The organism is Micromonospora sp. DT178 (assembly GCF_049841695.1).
Lineage (GTDB): Bacteria > Actinomycetota > Actinomycetes > Mycobacteriales > Micromonosporaceae > Micromonospora.
Genome location: NZ_JBNCKV010000003.1, coordinates 141,496 through 159,655, shown reverse-complemented (window position 1 = coordinate 159,655; position 18,160 = coordinate 141,496). Strand labels below are relative to the sequence as shown.

At 74.5% G+C, this 18,160-nt stretch carries 14 protein-coding genes; 7 read left to right on the top strand and 7 right to left on the bottom strand.

Annotation, left to right across the window (positions count from 1 at the left end; translation table 11 throughout):
• Positions 1-25: 25 nt before the first annotated feature.
• Positions 26-1,507 (top strand): ABC transporter substrate-binding protein, encoded by a 1,482-nt coding sequence (locus ACLQ22_RS07355; RefSeq protein ID WP_425691589.1) that lies wholly within the window; start codon positions 26-28, stop codon positions 1,505-1,507.
• Between the two features lie 333 nt (positions 1,508-1,840).
• Positions 1,841-2,389 (top strand): hypothetical protein, encoded by a 549-nt coding sequence (locus ACLQ22_RS07350; RefSeq protein ID WP_425691588.1) that lies wholly within the window; start codon positions 1,841-1,843, stop codon positions 2,387-2,389.
• Between the two features lie 27 nt (positions 2,390-2,416).
• Here ACLQ22_RS07350 and ACLQ22_RS07345 read toward each other — a convergent pair whose 3' ends face one another.
• Positions 2,417-3,103: a metal-dependent transcriptional regulator gene (locus ACLQ22_RS07345; RefSeq protein WP_366638573.1), complete on the bottom strand. Its 687-nt coding sequence runs from the start codon at positions 3,101-3,103 to the stop codon at positions 2,417-2,419.
• Positions 3,104-3,200: 97 nt separating this feature from the next.
• On the opposite strand from ACLQ22_RS07345, the gene ACLQ22_RS07340 reads away from it, so the two are divergent.
• The 3 genes from ACLQ22_RS07340 (at position 3,201) to ACLQ22_RS07330 (ending at position 7,964) form a co-directional block, all read left to right on the top strand.
• On the top strand, positions 3,201-4,058 hold the full coding sequence (locus ACLQ22_RS07340) for a sulfurtransferase (protein ID WP_425691587.1): 858 nt from the start codon (positions 3,201-3,203) through the stop codon (positions 4,056-4,058).
• A 142-nt stretch (positions 4,059-4,200) separates the two neighbouring features.
• On the top strand, positions 4,201-5,382 hold the full coding sequence (locus ACLQ22_RS07335; RefSeq protein WP_425691586.1) for an acetoin utilization protein AcuC: 1,182 nt from the start codon (positions 4,201-4,203) through the stop codon (positions 5,380-5,382).
• 26 nt (positions 5,383-5,408) lie between these two features.
• Positions 5,409-7,964 (top strand): GNAT family N-acetyltransferase, encoded by a 2,556-nt coding sequence (locus ACLQ22_RS07330; protein WP_425691585.1) that lies wholly within the window; start codon positions 5,409-5,411, stop codon positions 7,962-7,964.
• Positions 7,965-8,016: 52 nt separating this feature from the next.
• Here ACLQ22_RS07330 and ACLQ22_RS07325 read toward each other — a convergent pair whose 3' ends face one another.
• Both ACLQ22_RS07325 and sigB read right to left on the bottom strand, forming a co-directional pair.
• The gene (locus ACLQ22_RS07325; RefSeq protein WP_425691584.1) at positions 8,017-8,424 is read right to left on the bottom strand and encodes a VOC family protein; all 408 of its coding nucleotides are present in this window, start codon (positions 8,422-8,424) and stop codon (positions 8,017-8,019) included.
• Positions 8,425-8,523: 99 nt separating this feature from the next.
• Positions 8,524-9,540, bottom strand: a complete 1,017-nt coding sequence (gene sigB / locus ACLQ22_RS07320; protein WP_425691583.1) for an RNA polymerase sigma factor SigB — start codon at positions 9,538-9,540, stop codon at positions 8,524-8,526.
• 258 nt (positions 9,541-9,798) lie between these two features.
• Here sigB and ACLQ22_RS07315 point away from each other — a divergent pair, with 258 nt between their 5' ends.
• Entirely contained in the window at positions 9,799-10,587 is a 789-nt protein-coding gene (locus ACLQ22_RS07315; RefSeq protein WP_425691788.1) for a sporulation protein, read from the top strand.
• 19 nt (positions 10,588-10,606) lie between these two features.
• On the opposite strand, the gene ACLQ22_RS07310 is transcribed toward ACLQ22_RS07315, so the two are convergent.
• From ACLQ22_RS07310 to ACLQ22_RS07295, 4 genes are all read right to left on the bottom strand, one after another.
• Positions 10,607-11,593, bottom strand: coding sequence for a transcriptional regulator TrmB (locus tag ACLQ22_RS07310; protein ID WP_425691582.1), 987 nt, complete (start codon positions 11,591-11,593; stop codon positions 10,607-10,609).
• A 137-nt stretch (positions 11,594-11,730) separates the two neighbouring features.
• Positions 11,731-15,426 (bottom strand): S8 family serine peptidase, encoded by a 3,696-nt coding sequence (locus ACLQ22_RS07305; protein WP_425691581.1) that lies wholly within the window; start codon positions 15,424-15,426, stop codon positions 11,731-11,733.
• An 88-nt stretch (positions 15,427-15,514) separates the two neighbouring features.
• Positions 15,515-15,937, bottom strand: coding sequence for a D-aminoacyl-tRNA deacylase (gene dtd, locus ACLQ22_RS07300; RefSeq protein WP_121395959.1), 423 nt, complete (start codon positions 15,935-15,937; stop codon positions 15,515-15,517).
• Positions 15,937-17,421, bottom strand: coding sequence for a DUF7059 domain-containing protein (locus tag ACLQ22_RS07295; RefSeq protein ID WP_425691580.1), 1,485 nt, complete (start codon positions 17,419-17,421; stop codon positions 15,937-15,939). The genes dtd and ACLQ22_RS07295 overlap by 1 nt, the downstream gene beginning before the upstream one ends.
• A 132-nt stretch (positions 17,422-17,553) precedes the next feature.
• Between ACLQ22_RS07295 and ACLQ22_RS07290 the strand changes: the two genes are divergently transcribed.
• Positions 17,554-18,135 (top strand): HhH-GPD-type base excision DNA repair protein, encoded by a 582-nt coding sequence (locus tag ACLQ22_RS07290; protein WP_425691579.1) that lies wholly within the window; start codon positions 17,554-17,556, stop codon positions 18,133-18,135.
• Positions 18,136-18,160 lie beyond the last annotated feature (25 nt).

The following is an 18,160-nucleotide window of genomic DNA, read 5'->3' as shown; positions in this document are numbered from 1 at the left end:
CGAACAACAGAACAGAGAGGCACGCATGTCCGTAGATTTCGTGGTGGCTACTCCGCACGACGCGGTGGAGTTCAATGACGTATACCGGAACGTGACAGGCAGCGCCGGCTATCTGGCTTGCAACAACATCTACAACCGCGTCGTGCTGAACGAGTGGTACGAGGTGAACCCGTTCCCGGATCTGGCGACCCACTGGGAGCAGTTGGACGGGTCGCGTCGCTGGCGCTTCCACCTCAACAAGGCCGCCCGCTGGCAGGACGGCACCCCGCTGACCGCGCACGACATCGTCTACACCCATCTGCACGCCAAGAAGATGGGCTACCAGGGTGGGATGTTCCTGCGGGACGTGGAGACGATCGTCGCGGTCGACGACCACACCGTCGACTACCACCTGCACACCCCGAACGCCGGATTCCTCGTGCTCCTGGGGAATTTCATCTTCGCGCACATCCTGCCCCGGCACCTGTACGAGGGAACGGACTGGGCGACGAACCCGCACAACCTGGACCCGGTGGGTTCGGGGCCGTTCCGACTGGCCGAGTGGATTCCGGGTGAGCACATCATTCTGGAGGCGGTGAAGAACCACTGGGGTCCGCAGCCGGAGATCGACCGGATCATCCTGAAGATCGTCGCGGACCGCGACGAGTGCGCCCGGATGATCGCCCGGGGCGAGGCCCACTTCGCGCCGCAGGACACCGTCACCCGGGACCGGCTGGGCCTGGTGGAGGGCGTGCCCGGGATCGAGGTCCTCAAGCGGCGGGGCCCCGGCATGGCGTTGCTGGACTTCAACCACGGGCGCGAGCTGTGGCAGAACCAGCGGGTACGGGAAGCCATCGCGCACGCGGTGAACCGGGACGAGATCGCCGAACTGGGCGACCCCGGGGTGTCCCAGGCCTGGGACCACTACCTGATCGGCTCATCATGGGCGTTCGACGCCGACGCCAAGGCCCCCCGTTTCGACCCGGAGCGGGCCCGCACGCTGCTGGACGAGGCGGGTGTCACCGCAGACTCCTCGGGTGTCCGGGGCCGGCTGTCCATGTTCTACATGGACACGTTCCACGGTCACAAGCCGATCGCTGAGATGATCAGCCGCCAGTTGGGCGCGGTCGGGTTCGAGACGACCTTCGCCGGTTTGTCCTCGGTGGACTGGGCGCGGCAGGTCCGCGACCAGCACGACTTCGACCTGATCATCGTCGGCGGCTCGATGGCGCCGGACCCGGAGATCACGGCGACGAAGTACTCCACCGGCGGGCAGAACAACATGTGCATGCACCGCAACGCCGACGTGGACGCCGCCTACCTGGCCGCGCGCAACGCCGGGACACGCGCCGAGCGTCGTGAGCACTACCGGGAGCTCCAGAAGGTGTGGGCGCGGGACACCGAGTGGGTGCCGTTGTTCTGGTACGGCACGTACTACCCGCGCAGCGAGAAGTTCTTCGGCTGGGCCGACCAACTCGGCTTCTCCATCCCCTGGTGGCACTGGGGCCGGATGCGTCCGGTCGCCTGAGCCCTCACCCGGTCCCGGCTCTCGGCGGTCACGACTGCCGAGAGCCGCACCGTGCTCGGGCCGTCGACACCAGTGGGTCCGCACAGCTCGTGCGGGTGCCACGGTAGCCGCTGCGGCCGTTCGGTATCGGTGTACGCGCTGCTCGCCGCCGGCAGGCGGCCGGTGATCGCGGCCAGCAGGGCGGGGCTTGTTGCCTCTGCCGGTGAAGGCGTGGTTCGCGCCGCGTCCTCGCCCAATGTCGGACCCCTGTGCTCCTTCGGTCTTCACAAGTGGCTCTGGCGGGCCATACGGTGTCCGGCGGGCACGTCGGGGTGAGACAGCGGAGGAGTGATCGTGCGCGGGCGAATGGTGGGCGCCGGGGTGACCCTGCTGCTGGTGACGGGGTGTGGCGGGGAGGCGGAACCGGTGGCCGTACCGCCGCCCGCGCCGGTCACGGTCGACGTGGCCGCCGCATCCTCCGGCGGGGCGTGCCGGCTGCTGGACTTCGGCGTTATCGAGCAGCACGCGGGCGTCCGCTTCGACGTCGCGGCGGCCAGCGCGACGGGCGACAGCCACACCTGCGTGGTGCGCGCCGGTCGCGAGGCCCTGCCGGAGTTGACGCTGACCGTCACCCGGACGTCGATCGACGCGGCGAGCTTCACCTCGGACGTGGTGCCGGAGAAGGCGGCCAAGGTCTCCGGGCTCGGCCAGCGGGCGTACCGGCGGACCACCTCGGCCAAGGGCGCCCTCGGCCCGGTCGCCGAGGTGGGCTGGCTGGCCGCCGAGGGACGCCTCGCCACCTTGCGCTACGCCACCCCGCGCGACGCCGACAGGGCCGAGGCCGAGAAGCTCACCACCGCCCTGGTCGCCCTGGCCCGACAGCTCGACACCCGCGCCGTCTGACCCCGCCCGCACGCGAGGGCTGGCGGGTCAGTGGGCGGCGACGAAGACGCGGGAGGCGATCTCGCGGGGCAGCCTGATCCGCTCGCCAGAGCGGTCGATCGAGACCCCGTCGCGCTCCTGCGCCACCAGCACGGTCGCGCCCGGGTCCACGCCGGCGGCGTGCAGCTGCCGCAGGACGTCCGAGTCGGTCTGCACGCTCTCGCAGATGCGTCGCACCACGACCGGCCCCGACAGCCCGGGGAACGCCAGGTTGCGCTCGCCCTCGATAGGGGCGGCGGCCGTCTGCTCCGGCTTGCCCAGCTCCTCCAGCCCCGGGATCGGGTTGCCGTAGGGGGAGCGGGTCGGCCGGTTGAGCAGGTCGTAGACCCGCTTCTCGACGGCGTCGCTCATCACGTGCTCCCAGCGGCAGGCCTCCTCGTGGGCCTCCTCGTAGGGCATCCCGATGACGTTGACCAGCAGCAGCTCGGCGAGCCGGTGCTTGCGCATCACGGAGACCGCGTTGCTGCGGCCGTGCGCGGTGAGCGCCAGGTGGCGGTCACCCTCGACGGTCAACAGGCCGTCGCGCTCCATCCGGGCGACGGTCTGGCTGACGGTCGGCCCGCTCTGCCCCAACCGCTCGGCGATGCGGGCACGCAGGGGCGGCACCCCCTCCTCCTCCAGCTCGAGGATGGTCTTGAGGTACATCTCGGTCGTGTCGACCAGATCATGCTTCACGTCAGCGGACCTCCGGCCAACGATGCTACCTCGGCGTTCACCGAACGACCCACGGCGAACCGCCAGGTCGGTGCCGGGATGGTGTTGACTGGACGCCATGTCCGCAACCGAGGATCTGTTGGTGGAGGCCGAGCGGCTCGCGGTCGAACTCGGCCAGGCCGACCCGCCGACGCTGCTCGACGTCCGCTGGCGGCTCGCCGGCCCGCCCGGCCGGGACGACTACGCCGCCGGCCACCTGCCCGGCGCGGTCTTCGTCGACCTGGACACCGCGCTCTGCGGGCCGCCCGGCCCCGCCGGCCGGCACCCGCTGCCCGACCCCGTCGCGCTCCGGGCCGCGCTGCGGGCCGCCGGCGTGCGCGCCGGTCATCCCGTCGTGGTGTACGACGGCGGCGACGGCATGGCCGCCGCCCGCGCCTGGTGGACCCTGCGCTGGGCGGGCCACCGGCCGGTACGGCTGCTGCACGGCGGCTTCCCGGCGTGGCTGGCGGCCGGGCTGCCCACCAGCACGACGGCGCCGGACCCGCCACCGGGCGACGTCGAGGTGCGCCCCGGCGCGCTGCCGGTGCTCGACGCGGGGGAGGCGGCCCGGCTGGCCGCGGGCGGCGAGGGTGTCCTGCTCGACGTGCGCGCCGCGCCCCGCTACCGGGGCGAGACCGAGCCGATCGACCCGGTCGCGGGCCACGTCCCCGGAGCGGTGAACCTGCCCGCCGGCGAGTACGTCGCCGAGGGCCGGTTCCCCGCCGCCGAGGCGCTGCGCGAGCGCTTCGCCGCCGCGGGGGTGGGTGACGAACGTCCCGTCGGGGCGTACTGCGGGTCGGGGGTGACCGCCGCGCAGGCCGTGTTCGCGCTGCACCTGGCCGGCCGCCCGGACGCCGCCCTCTACGTCGGCTCGTGGAGCAACTGGGTCGCGGACCCGGCCCGCCCGGTGGCCAGCGGGCCGACCCCGGCCGGCTGAGCGGGGAACGTGGACCGGCGGCCGGGCGGGAAGGGGTACCGGGCGACACCCGGCGGCTGAGCGGGAACGGGTACCGGGCGACACCCGGCGGCTGAGCAGCGCGTGCGTGGGCGTGCCGGGGTGCGCGTGCGACGATGGGGCAATGTCCGACGACACGGTGGTGGTGTGGGACGAGTCGCTGCTCGCCTACGACATGGGGGACCATCCCCTCGACCCGGTACGGGTGGAGCTGACCTTCGCCCTCGCCCGGGAGCTGGGTGTCCTGGCGCGTCCCGGGGTGCGGCTGGTGAAGCCGGAGCCGGCCGACGACGCGCTGCTGAGCCGGGTGCACGACCCGCGCTACCTGGCCGCGGTGCGGGCCGCCCCCCGCGATCCGCTCTTCGCCGGCTTCGGGCTGGGCACCTCCGACAACCCGGTCTTCGACGGCATGCACGAGTCGAGCGCGCTGGTGGCCGGCGCCACGGTGGCGGCGGCCGAGGCGGTCTGGCGGGGCGAGGCCCGGCGGGCGGTCAACGTGGCCGGCGGCCTGCACCACGCCATGCCGGCCCGCGCCGCCGGGTTCTGCGTCTACAACGACCCCGCGGTGGCCATCGCCCGCCTGCTCGACCTGGGCGCCGAGCGGGTCGCGTACGTGGACGTGGACGTGCACCACGGCGACGGGGTGCAGCAGGTCTTCTGGAACGACCCCCGGGTGCTGACGGTCAGCGTGCACGAGACGCCGCTGGCGCTCTTCCCGGGCACCGGCTTCCCCGACGAGACGGGCGGGCCGGGCGCCGAGGGCAGCGCCGTCAACGTCCCGCTGCCGCCCGGGGTGAACGACGCCGGCTGGCAGCGGGCCTTCCACGCGGTCGTGCCGTCGGTGCTGCGCGCGTTCCGGCCGCAGGTGCTGGTGACCCAGTGCGGCGCCGACGGGCACCGGCTCGACCCGCTCGCCGACCTGAACCTCTCCGTGGACGGGCAGCGCGCCACCTACCTGGCCCTGCGGGCGCTCGCCGACGAGCTCTGCGAGGGCCGCTGGGTGGCCACCGGCGGCGGCGGGTACGCGCTGGTCGAGGTGGTGCCCCGGGCCTGGACGCACCTGCTCGCGGTGGCGGCCGGGGAGCCGATCGACCCGGCGACGCTGACCCCGCCGGCGTGGCGGGAGCTGGCCGCCGCGCGCCGGCCGGGCCGGCAGATCCCGCTGCGGATGACCGACGACGTCGACCCGGCGTACGAGCCGTGGCAGCCGACCGGCGAGCCGAGTGCCGTGGACCGGGCGATCGCGGCGGCCCGCAAGACCGCCTTCCCGCTGTTCGGGCTCGACCCGCACGACCCGCGCGACTGATCCGGCGGGCGGAGGGGACCGCACAGGTGACCACGGTGGAACAACCGGTGGACGTGCTGCTCAGCGACGGCACCACCGTGCAGCTGCGCCCGATCCGTCCGTCGGACGCGCCGGGCATCGTGGCGATGCACTCGCGCTTCTCCGAGCGCACCCGTTACCTGCGCTACTTCTCGCCGTACCCGCGTATCCCCGAGCGGGACCTGCAACGCTTCGTCAACGTCGACCACCGCGACCGGGAGGCGTTCGTGGTGCTGGTCGGCGACCGGATCGTCGCCGTCGGCCGCTACGAGCGGCTCGGCCCGCAGGCGCCCGAGGCCGAGGTGGCGTTCGTCGTCGAGGACGCCTACCAGGGCCGGGGCATCGGCTCGGTGCTGCTGGAGCACCTGGCCGACGCGGCCCGCCGCAACGACATCGCCAACTTCGTGGCGGAGGTGCTCCCGGCCAACGGCACGATGCTGCGGGTCTTCTCCGACTTCGGCTACCAGGTCCAGCGGCAGTTCGCCGACGGCGTGGTGCACCTGACCTTCCCGATCGCCCCCACCGACGCCACGCTGGAGGTGCAGCGCGGCCGGGAGCACCGCACCGAGGCCCGCTCCATCGCCCGGCTGCTCGCCCCGCGCGGCGTCGCCCTCTACGGCGCCAGCGCCTCCGGGCAGGGTGTCGGCGCAGCGGTGCTCGGTCACCTGCGCGACGGTGGCTACCCCGGTGCGGTGGTCCCGGTGCACCCGAGCGCGGCGACGGTGGCGGGGCTGTGCGCGTACTCCTCGGCGGTCGACGCCGGCGTGCCGGTCGACCTGGCCGTGGTGGCGGTCCCGCCGGCGGCGGTGACGGAGGTGGTCGCCGACGCGGCCGCCGCGGGCGCGCACGGCCTGGTGGTCATCTCGGCGGGCTTCGCCGAGGCCGGCGGCGAGGGCGCGGCCGCGCAGCGGGCGCTGGTCCGCGCGGCGCACGCGGCGGGCATGCGGGTGGTCGGCCCGAACTGCCTGGGGGTGGCGAACACCGACCCGGCGGTACGCCTCAACGCCACCCTCGCCCCACGGCTGCCGGTGCCGGGCCGGGTGGGCATCTTCAGCCAGTCCGGCGCGTTCGGGGTGGCGCTGCTGGCCGAGGCCGACCGGCGCGGGCTGGGCCTGTCCAGCTTCGTCTCGGCGGGCAACCGGGCCGACGTCTCCGGCAACGACCTGCTCCAGTACTGGCAGGACGACCCCGGCACCGACGTGATCATGTTGTACCTGGAGACCTTCGGCAACCCGCGCAAGTTCGCCCGGCTGGCCCGCCGGATCGGCCGGGACAAGCCCGTCGTGGCGCTGGCCTCGCCGGCCCGCCCGCCGGGGGTGGGCGACTCCGCCGGCCCGGACGAGGTGGCGGTCGCCGCGCTGTTCGCCCACTCGGGCGTGATCCGGGTGGACACCGTCGCCGAACTGCTCGACGTCGGGGTGCTGCTGGCCCACCAGCCGCTGCCGGCCGGGCCGCGGGTCGGCGTGGTTGGCAACTCGTCGGCGCTGACCGGGCTGGCGGCCACCGCCTGCGTCGCGCAGGGACTCACCGTCGCCCGCGGCTACCCGCGCGACGTCGGCCCGCGCGGCGGCGCGGCCGAGTTCGCCGCCGCGCTCGCCGGGACGGGCGCCGACGACGAGGTGGACGCGCTGGTGGTGGTGTTCGCCCCGCCGCTGCCCGGCCAGCTCGCCGACACGGAGGCGGACTTCACCACCGCGCTGCCGAGCGCGTTCGCCGCCGGCAAGCCGGCCGTGGCGACGTTCCTGGCCGGCCGGACGCCCGCCGGGGTGCCCGCCTATCCGAGCGTGGAGGAGGCCGTCCGCGCCCTCGCCCGGGTCACCGCGTACGCCGACTGGCTGCGCCGGCCCGCCGGGGTGCCGCCGGAGCTGCCCCGGGTGGACCGGGAGGCGGCGCACGCCGCCCTGCGCCCGGAGGCCCTCGACCAGGCGGGACTGCTCGCGGCGTACGGCATCGACGTGGTCGAGTCGGTGCCGGCGCGCTCCGCCGCGGAGGCCGTCGACGCGGCGACCCGGCTGGGTCTCCCGGTGGCCCTCAAGGCCGCCGCCCCCGGCCTGCGGCACCGGCTCGACCTCGGCGCGGTCCGGCTCGACCTGCCCGACGCGGCCGCGGTCCACCGCGCGTACGCGGAGTTGTCGGCGGTCTTCGGCGCGGACGTTCTGGTGCAGCCGATGGTCCCACCCGGGGTGGCCTGCGTGGTCGAGCTGGTGGAGGACCCGGCGTTCGGCCCGGTGGTCGGCTTCGGGCTCGGCGGCGTCGCCACCGAGCTGCTCGGCGACCGGGCCTGGCGGGCGGTGCCGCTGACCGACCTGGACGCGGCCGAGCTGGTCGACGAGCCCCGGGCGGCGCCGCTGCTGCGCGGGCACCGGGGCGCGGCGCCGGTGGACCGGGCGGCCCTGGCGGACCTGCTGCTGCGGGTCGGCCGGCTCGCCGACGAGCAGCCCCGGGTCCGCGCGCTGACCCTCAACCCGGTGCTCGCCCGCCCCGACGGCATCTCGGTGCTGCACGCCACCGTCCGGGTCGGTTCCGCCGCGGCCCGCCCCGACACCGGCCCCCGCCGGCTGTGAGAAGGCCACCCTCCGCACGGCCGGCGGAGGCACCCTCCCGGCCGCGGAGCGGTCAGGCCCGGTCGGAGATCTGCTGCACGGCCCAGGCGTTGCCGTCGGGGTCGGCGAAGTGGACGAAGCCGACGTTGTCCAGCGGGTCCGGCACCGGGCGAGGATTCTCGCCGACCACCTGGATCTCGCTGACGTCGACGCCGCGCCCGACCAGCTCCGCCCGCGCCCGGCGCAGGTCGGGCACGACCAGCTGGAGGCCCTTGAGGGAGCCGGGCGGCATGTCCGGCACCACACCCTTGCCGATCACGATCGAGCAGCCGGAGCCGGGCGGGGTCAGCTGCACGATCCGCGCGTCGTCGTTGATCACCGTGTCGTGGTCGACGACGAAGCCGAGCTGGTCGGCGTAGAACGACTTGGCCCGGTCCACGTCGGAGACCGGCACGATCACCACTTCCAGGGTCCAGTTCACACCCGTTGGTAGCCCGTCGGGCGCCCCGGGTCAAGGACCACGGCCCGGACGGACGCGGGGCCCCGGCGAACCGCCGGGGCCCCGCGTGTCCAGGAAAGGTCAGCAGGCGTACGCCTCCAGGCGCTGCGCCCGCTCCGGGTCACGCAGCTTCAGCAGGGTCACCTTCTCGATCTGCCGGATCCGCTCCCGGGACAGGCCGAACTCCCGACCGACCTCGTCGAGGGTGCGCTGCCGGCCGTCGTCGAGGCCGAAGCGGAGCCGGATCACGGCCTGCTCCCGCTGGGAGAGGGTGGAGAGCACGATGCTCACCTCGTTGCGCAGCTCGCCCTGCGCGGCGGCGTCGCCCGGCTCGGCGCTCGGGTCGACGGCGGCGACGAAGTCGCCGAGCGCGCTCTCGCCGTCCTCACCGACCGCCTGGTCGAGGCTCACCGGCTCCCGGTCGTACGAGATCAGCTCGATGACCTGGAACTCCGGGATGTCCATGGCCCGGGCGACCTCGGCGACGGTGGGCTCGCGGCCCAGCGAGACGGAGAGCTCGCGGCGGGCCCGGACCATGCGGTTGACCTGCTCGACCATGTGCACCGGGATGCGGATGGTGCGGGCCTGGTCGGCCATGGCCCGGGTGATCGCCTGTCGGATCCACCAGGTGGCGTACGTGGAGAACTTGTAGCCCTTGGCGTAGTCGAACTTCTCGACCGCGCGGATCAGGCCGAGGTTGCCCTCCTGGATCAGGTCGAGGAAGGCCATGCCGCGACCGGTGTACCGCTTGGCGATGCTCACGACCAGGCGCAGGTTCGCCTCCAGCAGGTGGTCCTTCGCGGCGCGGCCCTGCGCGACGATCAGCTCCAGGTCGGCCCGCAGCTCCGTCGAGACGGGGGTGCAGGTCGCCAGTTTCTCCTCGGCGAACAGGCCGGCCTCGATCCGCTTGGCGAGGTCGACCTCCTGGGCGGCGGTCAGCAGCTTCGTCCGGCCGATCCCGTTCAGGTATGCCCGGACCAGGTCCGTGGAGACGCCGCGCTCGTCGGTGGCGTCGAGGTCGGTCAGGGTGTCGGTGGCGTTCGCGGCCTCGGTGGTGCCGGCCGGGCGCGTCCGGTGCTCCGTCATCTGCAGGGCCATCTCAGTTTCTCCCCGTGTCCACGTCTGTGCCGTTGGATCCGGCCCAGTGGTGCCGGTGTGACACACAGCTTGGCGGGCGGGGCGTGAAACGGGAGTGAGGCGATCGGGGACCCGACACGAATTCCGTCGATGCCCTGCTCAGCGTGGCCGACTCGTTGCCGAGCGCTGGTTGCCGCAGGCGGTTACCGTGCCAGCGGTCGGCCCGCACGGCCGGCCCGCCGGCGACGTCGGCGTACCGAACAGGTTGTGGAGGGTGTCGTGGTCTTCAAGCGGCTCATGCAGGCGATGGGTGTGGGTGGCCCGTCCGTGGAAACCGTGCTGACGAATCCGAACTGCCGCCCCGGCGGCCAGCTGGAGGGCGTCATCCACGTGGCCGGCGGCGACCACCCCGTCGACGTGTCGTACGTCGCCCTGGGCCTGGTCACCCGGGTCGAGGTCGAGAGCGGCGACAACGACTACGAGACCACGCAGGAGTTCCACCGGCAGGCCGCGACCGGCGCGTTCCGGCTCGACCCGGGGCAGCGCCACGACGTCCCGTTCCGCTTCGCCGTGCCGTGGGAGACGCCGCTCACCGAGCTGTACGGGCAGCACCTGCACGGGATGACGATGGGGCTGCGTACGGAGCTGGAGGTGGCCCGCGCGGTCGACAAGGGCGACCTGGACGCGGTGGCGGTGCACCCGCTGCCGTCCCAGCAGAAGATCCTGGAGGCGTTCCTGCGGCTGGGCTTCCGGTTCGCCCGGGCCGACGTGGAGCGGGGCCACATCTACGGCGTGCGGCAGAGCCTGCCGTTCTACCAGGAGATCGAGTTCTACCCGGCCCCGCAGTACGCCGGGGCGATCAACCAGCTGGAGGTCACCCTCGTCACCGACCCCCAGCAGATCCAGGTGGTGCTGGAGCTGGACAAGCGCGGCGGTGTGTTCACCGAGGGCCGGGACGCCTTCGGCCGCTTCACCGTCGACCACGCCACCGCCGAGCGCACCGACTTCACCCCCCAGCTCGACGGCTGGATCCGCCAGTCGCTCCAGCGCCGCGGCCTCTTCTCCTGACGCGACGCGCGCCGGGCGGTCAGGCCCAGCCGTGGCGCGCGGCGTGCCAGCCGAGCTGCATCCGGGTCTCCACCCCCGCGAGGTCCATCAGGTGGCGCAGGCGCCGCTGGAGGGTCCGCAACGACAGGTCGAGCTGGGCGGCGACGACCGGGTCGGTGAGCCCGGCCAGCAGCAGCGCCAGGATCCTCCGGTCCAGCTCGGTCGGGCCGTCGGCCGCCTGCGCGGCGGTCCGGTCGTCGGCGGGGTCGGTCAGCGCCGCCGAGTCGAGCGGGTGGGCGTGCCGCCACACGATCTCGAACAGCGCGTCCATCGCCGCCAGCAGCCCGGTGCGGTGCAGCAGCACCGCGCCGGGCTCGCCACCGGGCGTGGCGGTCAACGGCACCAGGGCCAGCTCCGCGTCGGCCAGGATCAGCTTGATCGGCAGGTGGTCGACCACCCGCACCTGGACGCCGTCGCGCAGCGACTCCAGCGTCTCGGCCACCACCCCCGGTTCGGCCAGCGTCGGCCGGTCGATCACCACCCGGAAGCGCACCCCCTGGTTGACCACCGCCGACTCCACCGCGTTGGTGCCCGGCGGTACGGCGATGAACGGGGTGGTGACGAAGCTGCGCACCTCCGTGCGGGCGGCGTGCTGCACCTGCGCGAACCGGTGCCGGACGGCGTCGACGCCGCTGACCACCTCGATCAGCTCGTCGATCGTGCGTCCCGCGATCGACGACCGGTACTCCTCGGCGAGCGTGACCAGCGCGAGTTCCGCGCTGCGCAGAGCGCCCCGCTGCTCGCTGATCAGCGCCCCGAGCGCGACCGCGGGCGGCGCCACGGAGAACTGCCCGTCCGGGCCGCACTTCACCAGCCCGTACGCCGTCAGCTGCGACAGCGCCGCCTCGACCGTCGCCGCGGGCATCCGCAGGGCGTCGCCCAGCTCGGCCGGCCCGGCCTGGGCCCGCCGGACCAGCAGGCCGTAGACCGCCTCGTCCTCGGGGCTCAGGCCCAACGCGCCCAGCATCGGTGGCTGCCTCCCTCTGCCCGCCGCGGCACGGAGAGTATGGGACATGCCCGCCGGTCCCGACCAGCCCGAAAGGCCCGGCCGGTCGTCGGGAAGGGCCCCGGGACGCTCTGTGTCCCGGGGCCCCGCCAACCACTTCACCGCAGGCCGTAGGCCCGGATGAGTTCCTGCCGGATGCCGAAGCCGGCGTCCGTCGTGGCGCTGGCACGCACCGACACGAAGCCGCCCGGCTGCTTCGGCAGCGTGAGCGAGCCGTCCCAGCGGTCGCCCGCGCCCTTACGCAGGGTGACCTTCCGCCAGGTGGCGCCGTCGTCGTAGGAGACGTCCAGCGTGACCGACGTCACCGTGCCGGTTCCGGTGCCGCCCGGCTGCGGCCCGGCCTTGACGCTGATCCGCTGGGTGGTGCCCGCCCTGACGTCGCCACGCAGGTCGGTCTCCAGCGCGTAGTCGAGCTGGAGCAGCGCGAACGGGATGAAGGTGTCGGCGTCGTTCGAGCCGGAGACGAAGTCCCACTCGGTGTGCGTGCGGGTGGAGAGCCGCCACTGCCCGGCCGGCCGCGAGGCGTCCAGCACCAGGCGGTACGGCAGCGTGCCGGCGGGCACCGGCGTCCACTGGAGGTCGGCGTTCCACTTGTTCTCGCCCACCAGCTTGTCGCCCTGGTAGAGCTTGAGGTTGGTCGGCACCGAGCCCCATTCCAGGTTGCCGCCGTGCTCCAGCACGTCGTCCGACGGGCTCCAGGCCTGCACGTTGAGGGTCATGTTGTCCCGGTAGCGGCTGTTGCGCACCCCGAACGCCCGGCTGAAGGCCGGCCGGACGGCCGGCGCGAACCAGTCCAGCCTGGTCGTGGTGCCCCTGGCGTACGTGTTCAGGTAGGCCGTGTCGGTCCAGCCGCCCTGGTCGTGCACCTCGTGCCAGACCACGTCGGGCGTGACCCACTCGGTGCGCGTGCCCGGGTGCGACTCGGGCTCCTGGAAGCCGAAGGAGGGGCTGAAGACCATGTCGTACCGGTAGCCGGAGCCGGGGGAGTCGACGGCCGCGTGGTAGCGGGCGTCGATGCGGCCCAGGTCCCGCTGCCGGGGGTGGTAGACGAGCGGCCGGTCCGGCACCTGTCCGGGCCAGACCCGGGCCAGGTCGTAGACGTGACCGGCGTACGGGACCCGGGTGACGGTCAGCTTCCGCGGCCCGCCCCGGGTCGCGGCGATCAGCTGCCTGCCGGCGTCGCGGTGCACCGTGGCGACCGGGATGGGGGACTCGCCGACGTACTCGTTGAGGATGCCGGTGCCGTCGTTGACGACCAGCAGCAGCTTCGCCCCGGCCGCCGCCGCGGCGGCGGCGCGCTCCGGCGGGCTCACCGCGTCGCTGCGGGTCACCACCACGGCCCGGCCCTTGACGTCGAGGCCGGCGTACTCGCCCGGGGTGCCGGTGCCCGCGTGGACCGGGCGCAGCGTCTCCGTGCCGGCGGTGACGGTGCTGCCAGGCTGGACCGTGGCGTCGATCGGGGGCCGGCCGGGGACGCGCAGGCTCAGCATCGGCTCGCCCTTGCGCCACCGCGCCGCCATGGTGAACGAGCCCTTGCGGACCGGCTCGGTGGGCAGGACGTACAGGTCGTCGTAGCGCACCGGCAGCTGGTACGCCGCGCGGAAGTCGTTGCCCTCGTCGTACCCGACCGTGTAGTCCAGCCGGCGCTGCCGGTCCTCGGTCCGCTCCGGGGTGGCGGTGTCGAGCAGGCGTGCCCGGCGCGCGTCCAGCACCACCTCCGCGTCGCGGTCCAGCACGGTCTCCGGGTCCACCAGCAGGGCGAACCCGAGGCGGTCGGGCCGCTCGCCGGGCACGTCGAGTACCGCCTCCACCGTGTAGGTCCCCGGCGGCAGCCGCAGCGCCCGCTCGCCGGCGACCGGGTACTGCCCGGGGTTGAGGTCGCCGGCCCGGTTCACCAGGACCGTCGCGCTGGCCGGCTTGCCGTCCCGGCCCACCAGCTTGATCGTCAGGTCGTGCCGCTCGGGCTCCTTGAGCAGGCCCAGCGCGGTACGGGTGACCGCCGCGCCGGTGGCGTCGCTGCCGACCAGGTAGCCGGTCAACTCACCGTGGGCGGCGCCGCGCGGGTCGCCCGTCACCGCGACGTCGGCGCTGCCGCCCGCCGGCACGGTCACCGAGGAGGCGCCCAGCGCGAACGGGCCGCCGCCGGTCAGGGCGAGGCCGAGGGTCACCGCGGTGGTGCCGGAGTTGGTGAAGGTCACCGACCGGGTGACCGGGGCGTCGGTCGGCTCGTGCGGCCAGTCGAAGTTGCCGAAGAACGCCGAGCCGGTGGCCCGTACGGTGGCGCGTACCGCCGCCGCCACGTCCAGCCGGCCGGTGCCCACCTGGTACGGCCGGTACTCGTCGGCCAGCCCCTTCGCGCTGCTCATCAGGGTGTCCTTGAGCTGTTGCCCGGACCAGTCGGGGTGTCTCTGGGCGAGGATCGCGGCGGCCCCGGACACGTGCGGCGTGGCCATCGAGGTGCCGTCCATGCTCTGGTACGCGCCCTCGCCGGCGGACTGCTGCGAGCGGGCCGCGACGATCCCGACGCCGGGCGCGGCGAGGTCCGGCTTGAGCGCGCCGGTGCGCGCCAGCGGGCCGGTGCTGGAGAAGCCCGCCAGCGCGTCCTGCTTGTCGACCGCGCCGACCGTCAACGCGCTGGGCGCGGTGCCGGGCGACCCGATGGTCTGCGGGCCGGAGTTGCCGGAGGCGACGACGAAGAGCGTGCCGTGCCGCGCGGACAGCGTCTCCACGGCGGCAGCCATCGGGTCGGTGCCGTCGGTCAGCGAGCCGTCGCCGAGGCTCATGCTGACCACGTCGGCCCCGGACTCGGCCGCCCACTGCATGCCGGCGATGATCCAGGAGTCCAGGCCGTACCCGTCGTTGTCGAGCACCTTGCCGACGATCAGGTCCGCGCCCGGGGCGACGCCGCGGTGCTCGCCGCCCGAGGCCGCGCCGGTGCCGGCGATCGTGGAGGCGACGTGGGTGCCGTGCCCGTTGACGTCCGAGGTGTCCTCGCCCGGCACGAAGCTGGCCTTGTCGTCGATCTGGCCGGCCAGGTCGGGGTGGCCGGGGTCGATCCCGGTGTCGAGCACCGCGACCGTCACCCCGCTGCCGTCGTACCCGGCGGCCCACGCGGCGGGCGCGCCGACCTGGGGCACGCTCTCCTTCAGCGCCGCCGTCACCCGGCCGTCGAGCCAGAGCTTCGCCACCCCGCCGCCGAGGGCCCTGGCCGGCGCCGTGGCCGAGGCGGGCGCGATGGTGGACCAGAAGGCCCGGGCCTGCTTCTTCTCGGTGGCCAGTGCCGCGCCCCGGATGCTGGGTAGGTCGCGGACCAGCTTCGCCCCGCGCGGTGCCGTCGGCTTGCCCGACCGCGCCTTCGCCGGGGTGTACGCCGCGATCAGCGGCAGCGTCGGGGTCTTCGCGTCGTCGTACCCCATCTCGATGAGGTCGGTGACGTTGAACAGCCGCCGGTCGAGCTTGTCGCCGTCCAGCAGCGGCAGGGCCTCGTCGGGCAGGACGTACAGGTCGTCGCCGCTCTGCCGGACGCGCACGCCGCCGGTGGCGTTGTCGGGCCGGTCGACCTCGGCGGTGGCCTTGCCGTCGGCGAAGGTGGTCACGGTGACCACGTCGCCCGTGATCAGGGTGACGGTGTGGGTGTCCCGGGTGGCGGCCTGGGCGGCGGGGGACGGGGCTGCCGCCGTCGCCGGCGCCTGGATCGCGGCGAGGCCGGCCGCGACCATTCCGGTCGCCGCCGCGGCGGCGGTGAGCCGCCGTCTCGCGCGACCCCAGGTGAAGGGCTGTGAGGGGGTTGGCATGCGATGGTTCTACCGTCGTCGTTCCGCCCCCGGGAACAGTTGACGTCGGCGGGGTTGCGCCACGGCGCGACTCCGCCACCGGCGCCGGTCAGAGTTCGAGCAGCACCGTGCGGGGGCCGACGTTGACGCTCTCGACCAGCATGTGGGCGCGGAAGCGGCCGGTCTCGACCTTCGCGCCCCGGGCGCGCAGCGCCTCCACGACCGCCGTCACCAGGGGCTCCGCGACCTCGGCCGGGGCGGCCGCCGTCCAGCTCGGACGGCGACCCTTGCGGGCGTCGCCGTAGAGGGTGAACTGGCTGACCACCAGGACCGGCGCGCCGGTGTCCGCCGCGGACCGCTCCTCGTCGAGGATCCGCAGCTCGTGCACCTTGCGGGCCATCGTGCGGGCGGTCTCGACGGTGTCGGTGTGCGTCACCCCGAGCAGCACCAGCAGCCCGTCGTCGATCGCGCCGACCACCTCGCCGTCGACCGTCACGGCGGCCCGGCCGACGGTCTGCACCACGGCCCGCATCAGTCGGCGACCGGCTCGATGAAGCCGCGCTCGACGAGGTGCGCGACGATCGGCCCGGCCGCCTCGGCCAGCTCGCCGGGGGCCACGTCGTGCGCGGCGGCGAGCAGGGCGAGCTGGTCGCGCAGCGGCAGCCGCCCGTCGGCACCGCCGATCAGGGCCAGGACGAGCGGGTCGATCTCCTCGGTCCAGCGCAGGCCGTGCGGCATGGCCAGCACCTGCCGGTCCACCGCCCAGCCCTCGTCGCCCATGGTGGCTTCCTGCCGCAGCTGGAGGCCGTCGGCGGCCCGGAAGCGGGCGGCGAGCAGCCCGTCGGTGTCGCGGGCGCGGAGCCAGTCCTGGCGGTCGAACCACGCGCCGACCCGGTCGCCGAGCGGCGCCTCCACCCGCTGGCGCAGGTCCTCCACCCGCACGACCGGGTCGTCGTGGCCGGAGCGGCGCAGTGAGACGATGCCGAAGCCGACCGCCTCCACCTTGTGCGCGTCGAACCAGTCCAGCCAGTCCGCCATCCGGCGCGGGTCGGCCGCCTCGCCGACGTCGGTGAGCCACAGGTTGACGTACGCCATCGGGTCGGCCACCTCGCGCTGGATGACCCAGGCGTCCAGCCCTGTGCCGGCGAACCAGCCGGTCACCCGCTCGCCCCAGTCCTCCCCGGCGACGTGCACCCAGTTGGCCAGGTACTGCATGGTGCCGCCCTCGGTGAGCAGGCCGGGCGCGGCGGCGGCCAGCTCCGCGCCGATCGCGTCGCCCACCCGCCCCGAGTCGCGGTAGACGTGCGTGGTGGTGCCGGGGCCGACCACGAACGGCGGGTTGCTCACCACCAGGTCGAAGCGCCGCCCGGCCACGGGGGCCACCATGTCGCCGCGGAGCAGCTCCCAGTCCTGGCCGTTGAGCGCGGCGGTGGTGGCGGCGAAGCGCAGCGCCCGCGCCGAGAGGTCGGTGGCGGTGACCCGCCGCGCGTGGCCGGCCAGGTGCAGGGCCTGCACGCCGGATCCGGTGCCCAGGTCCAGCGCGGCCTCGACGGGCCGGCGGACGGTCGCGCCGATCAGCGTCTGCGTGGCCCCGCCGATGCCGAGCACGTGCTCGGAGTGCAGCGGATGGCCGGGCCGGGCGCTGGCGGGCACGTCGGCGAGCACCCACCAGTCGTCCCCGTACGGCTCCAGGTCCACGCCCATCCGCAGCCCGTCGCCGTGCCGCTCGACCAGGCCACCGGCGAGCGCCTCGTCCAGCGACAACGGTGCCAGCGCGGCGGCCACGGCGGCCTCCGGCTCGGTCTGCTCGCAGATGAACACCCGGATCAGGGTGCCGAGCGGGTCGCGGTCCTCGGTGGCGCGCAGCGCGGCCCGGAAGTCGTTGCGGGCCACTCCGCCGGTGGCCTGCGGGCCGAGCCGGGTGGCGATGCCGTTCGAGGTGAACCCGGCCTGGGTCAGCGCGGTCCGCAGCGCCTCGACGCCGGCGGGGGAGAGCAACATGTCGTGTCCGTCCACGTCGCCATCCTGCCTGGTGCCCGGCGCCGGCATGCGGCCACCCGGGCGAACGTCCGGCGCGGGTGTCGCCGTACCGGGACCGATGCGCGTGTCCCGGTGCCCGCCGGCCCGGGTGGTGACAGCATTGTCGCCATGACGCTCGCACTGCCCATCGACCCCGAGGCCAACCGGCTGCTGGAGCGCAGCCCGCTGGCGCTGCTCCTCGGCATGGTGCTCGACCAGCAGGTGCCGATGGAGAAGGCGTTCTCCTCGCCGTACGTGCTGGCGCAGCGACTCGGGCGCGACCTGGACGCCCGGGAGCTGGCCGACCACGACCCGGAGGACCTGGTCGCCCTGTTCGCCCGGCCGCCGGCGCTGCACCGGTTCCCGAAGGCGATGGCGGCCCGGGTGCAGGAGGTGTGCCGGGCCCTCGTCGACCGGTACGACGGCGACGCCGCCCGGCTCTGGTCCGACGCGGCCGACGGCCGGGAGCTGCTGCGCCGCATCGGCGAGCTGCCCGGCTTCGGCGCGCAGAAGGCGCAGATCTTCCTCGCGCTGCTCGGCAAGCGGTTCGGGGTCACGCCGGCGGGCTGGCGGGAGGCCGCCGGCGGCTACGGCGACCCGGACGCCCACCGGTCGGTGGCCGACGTCACCGACGCGGACTCGCTGCGCCTCGTGCGCGAGTACAAGCAGCAGATGAAGGCGGCGGCGAAGGCGAAGGCCGCCGGGGGCTGACGCAACCGCACCGTCGGGGCGGTCG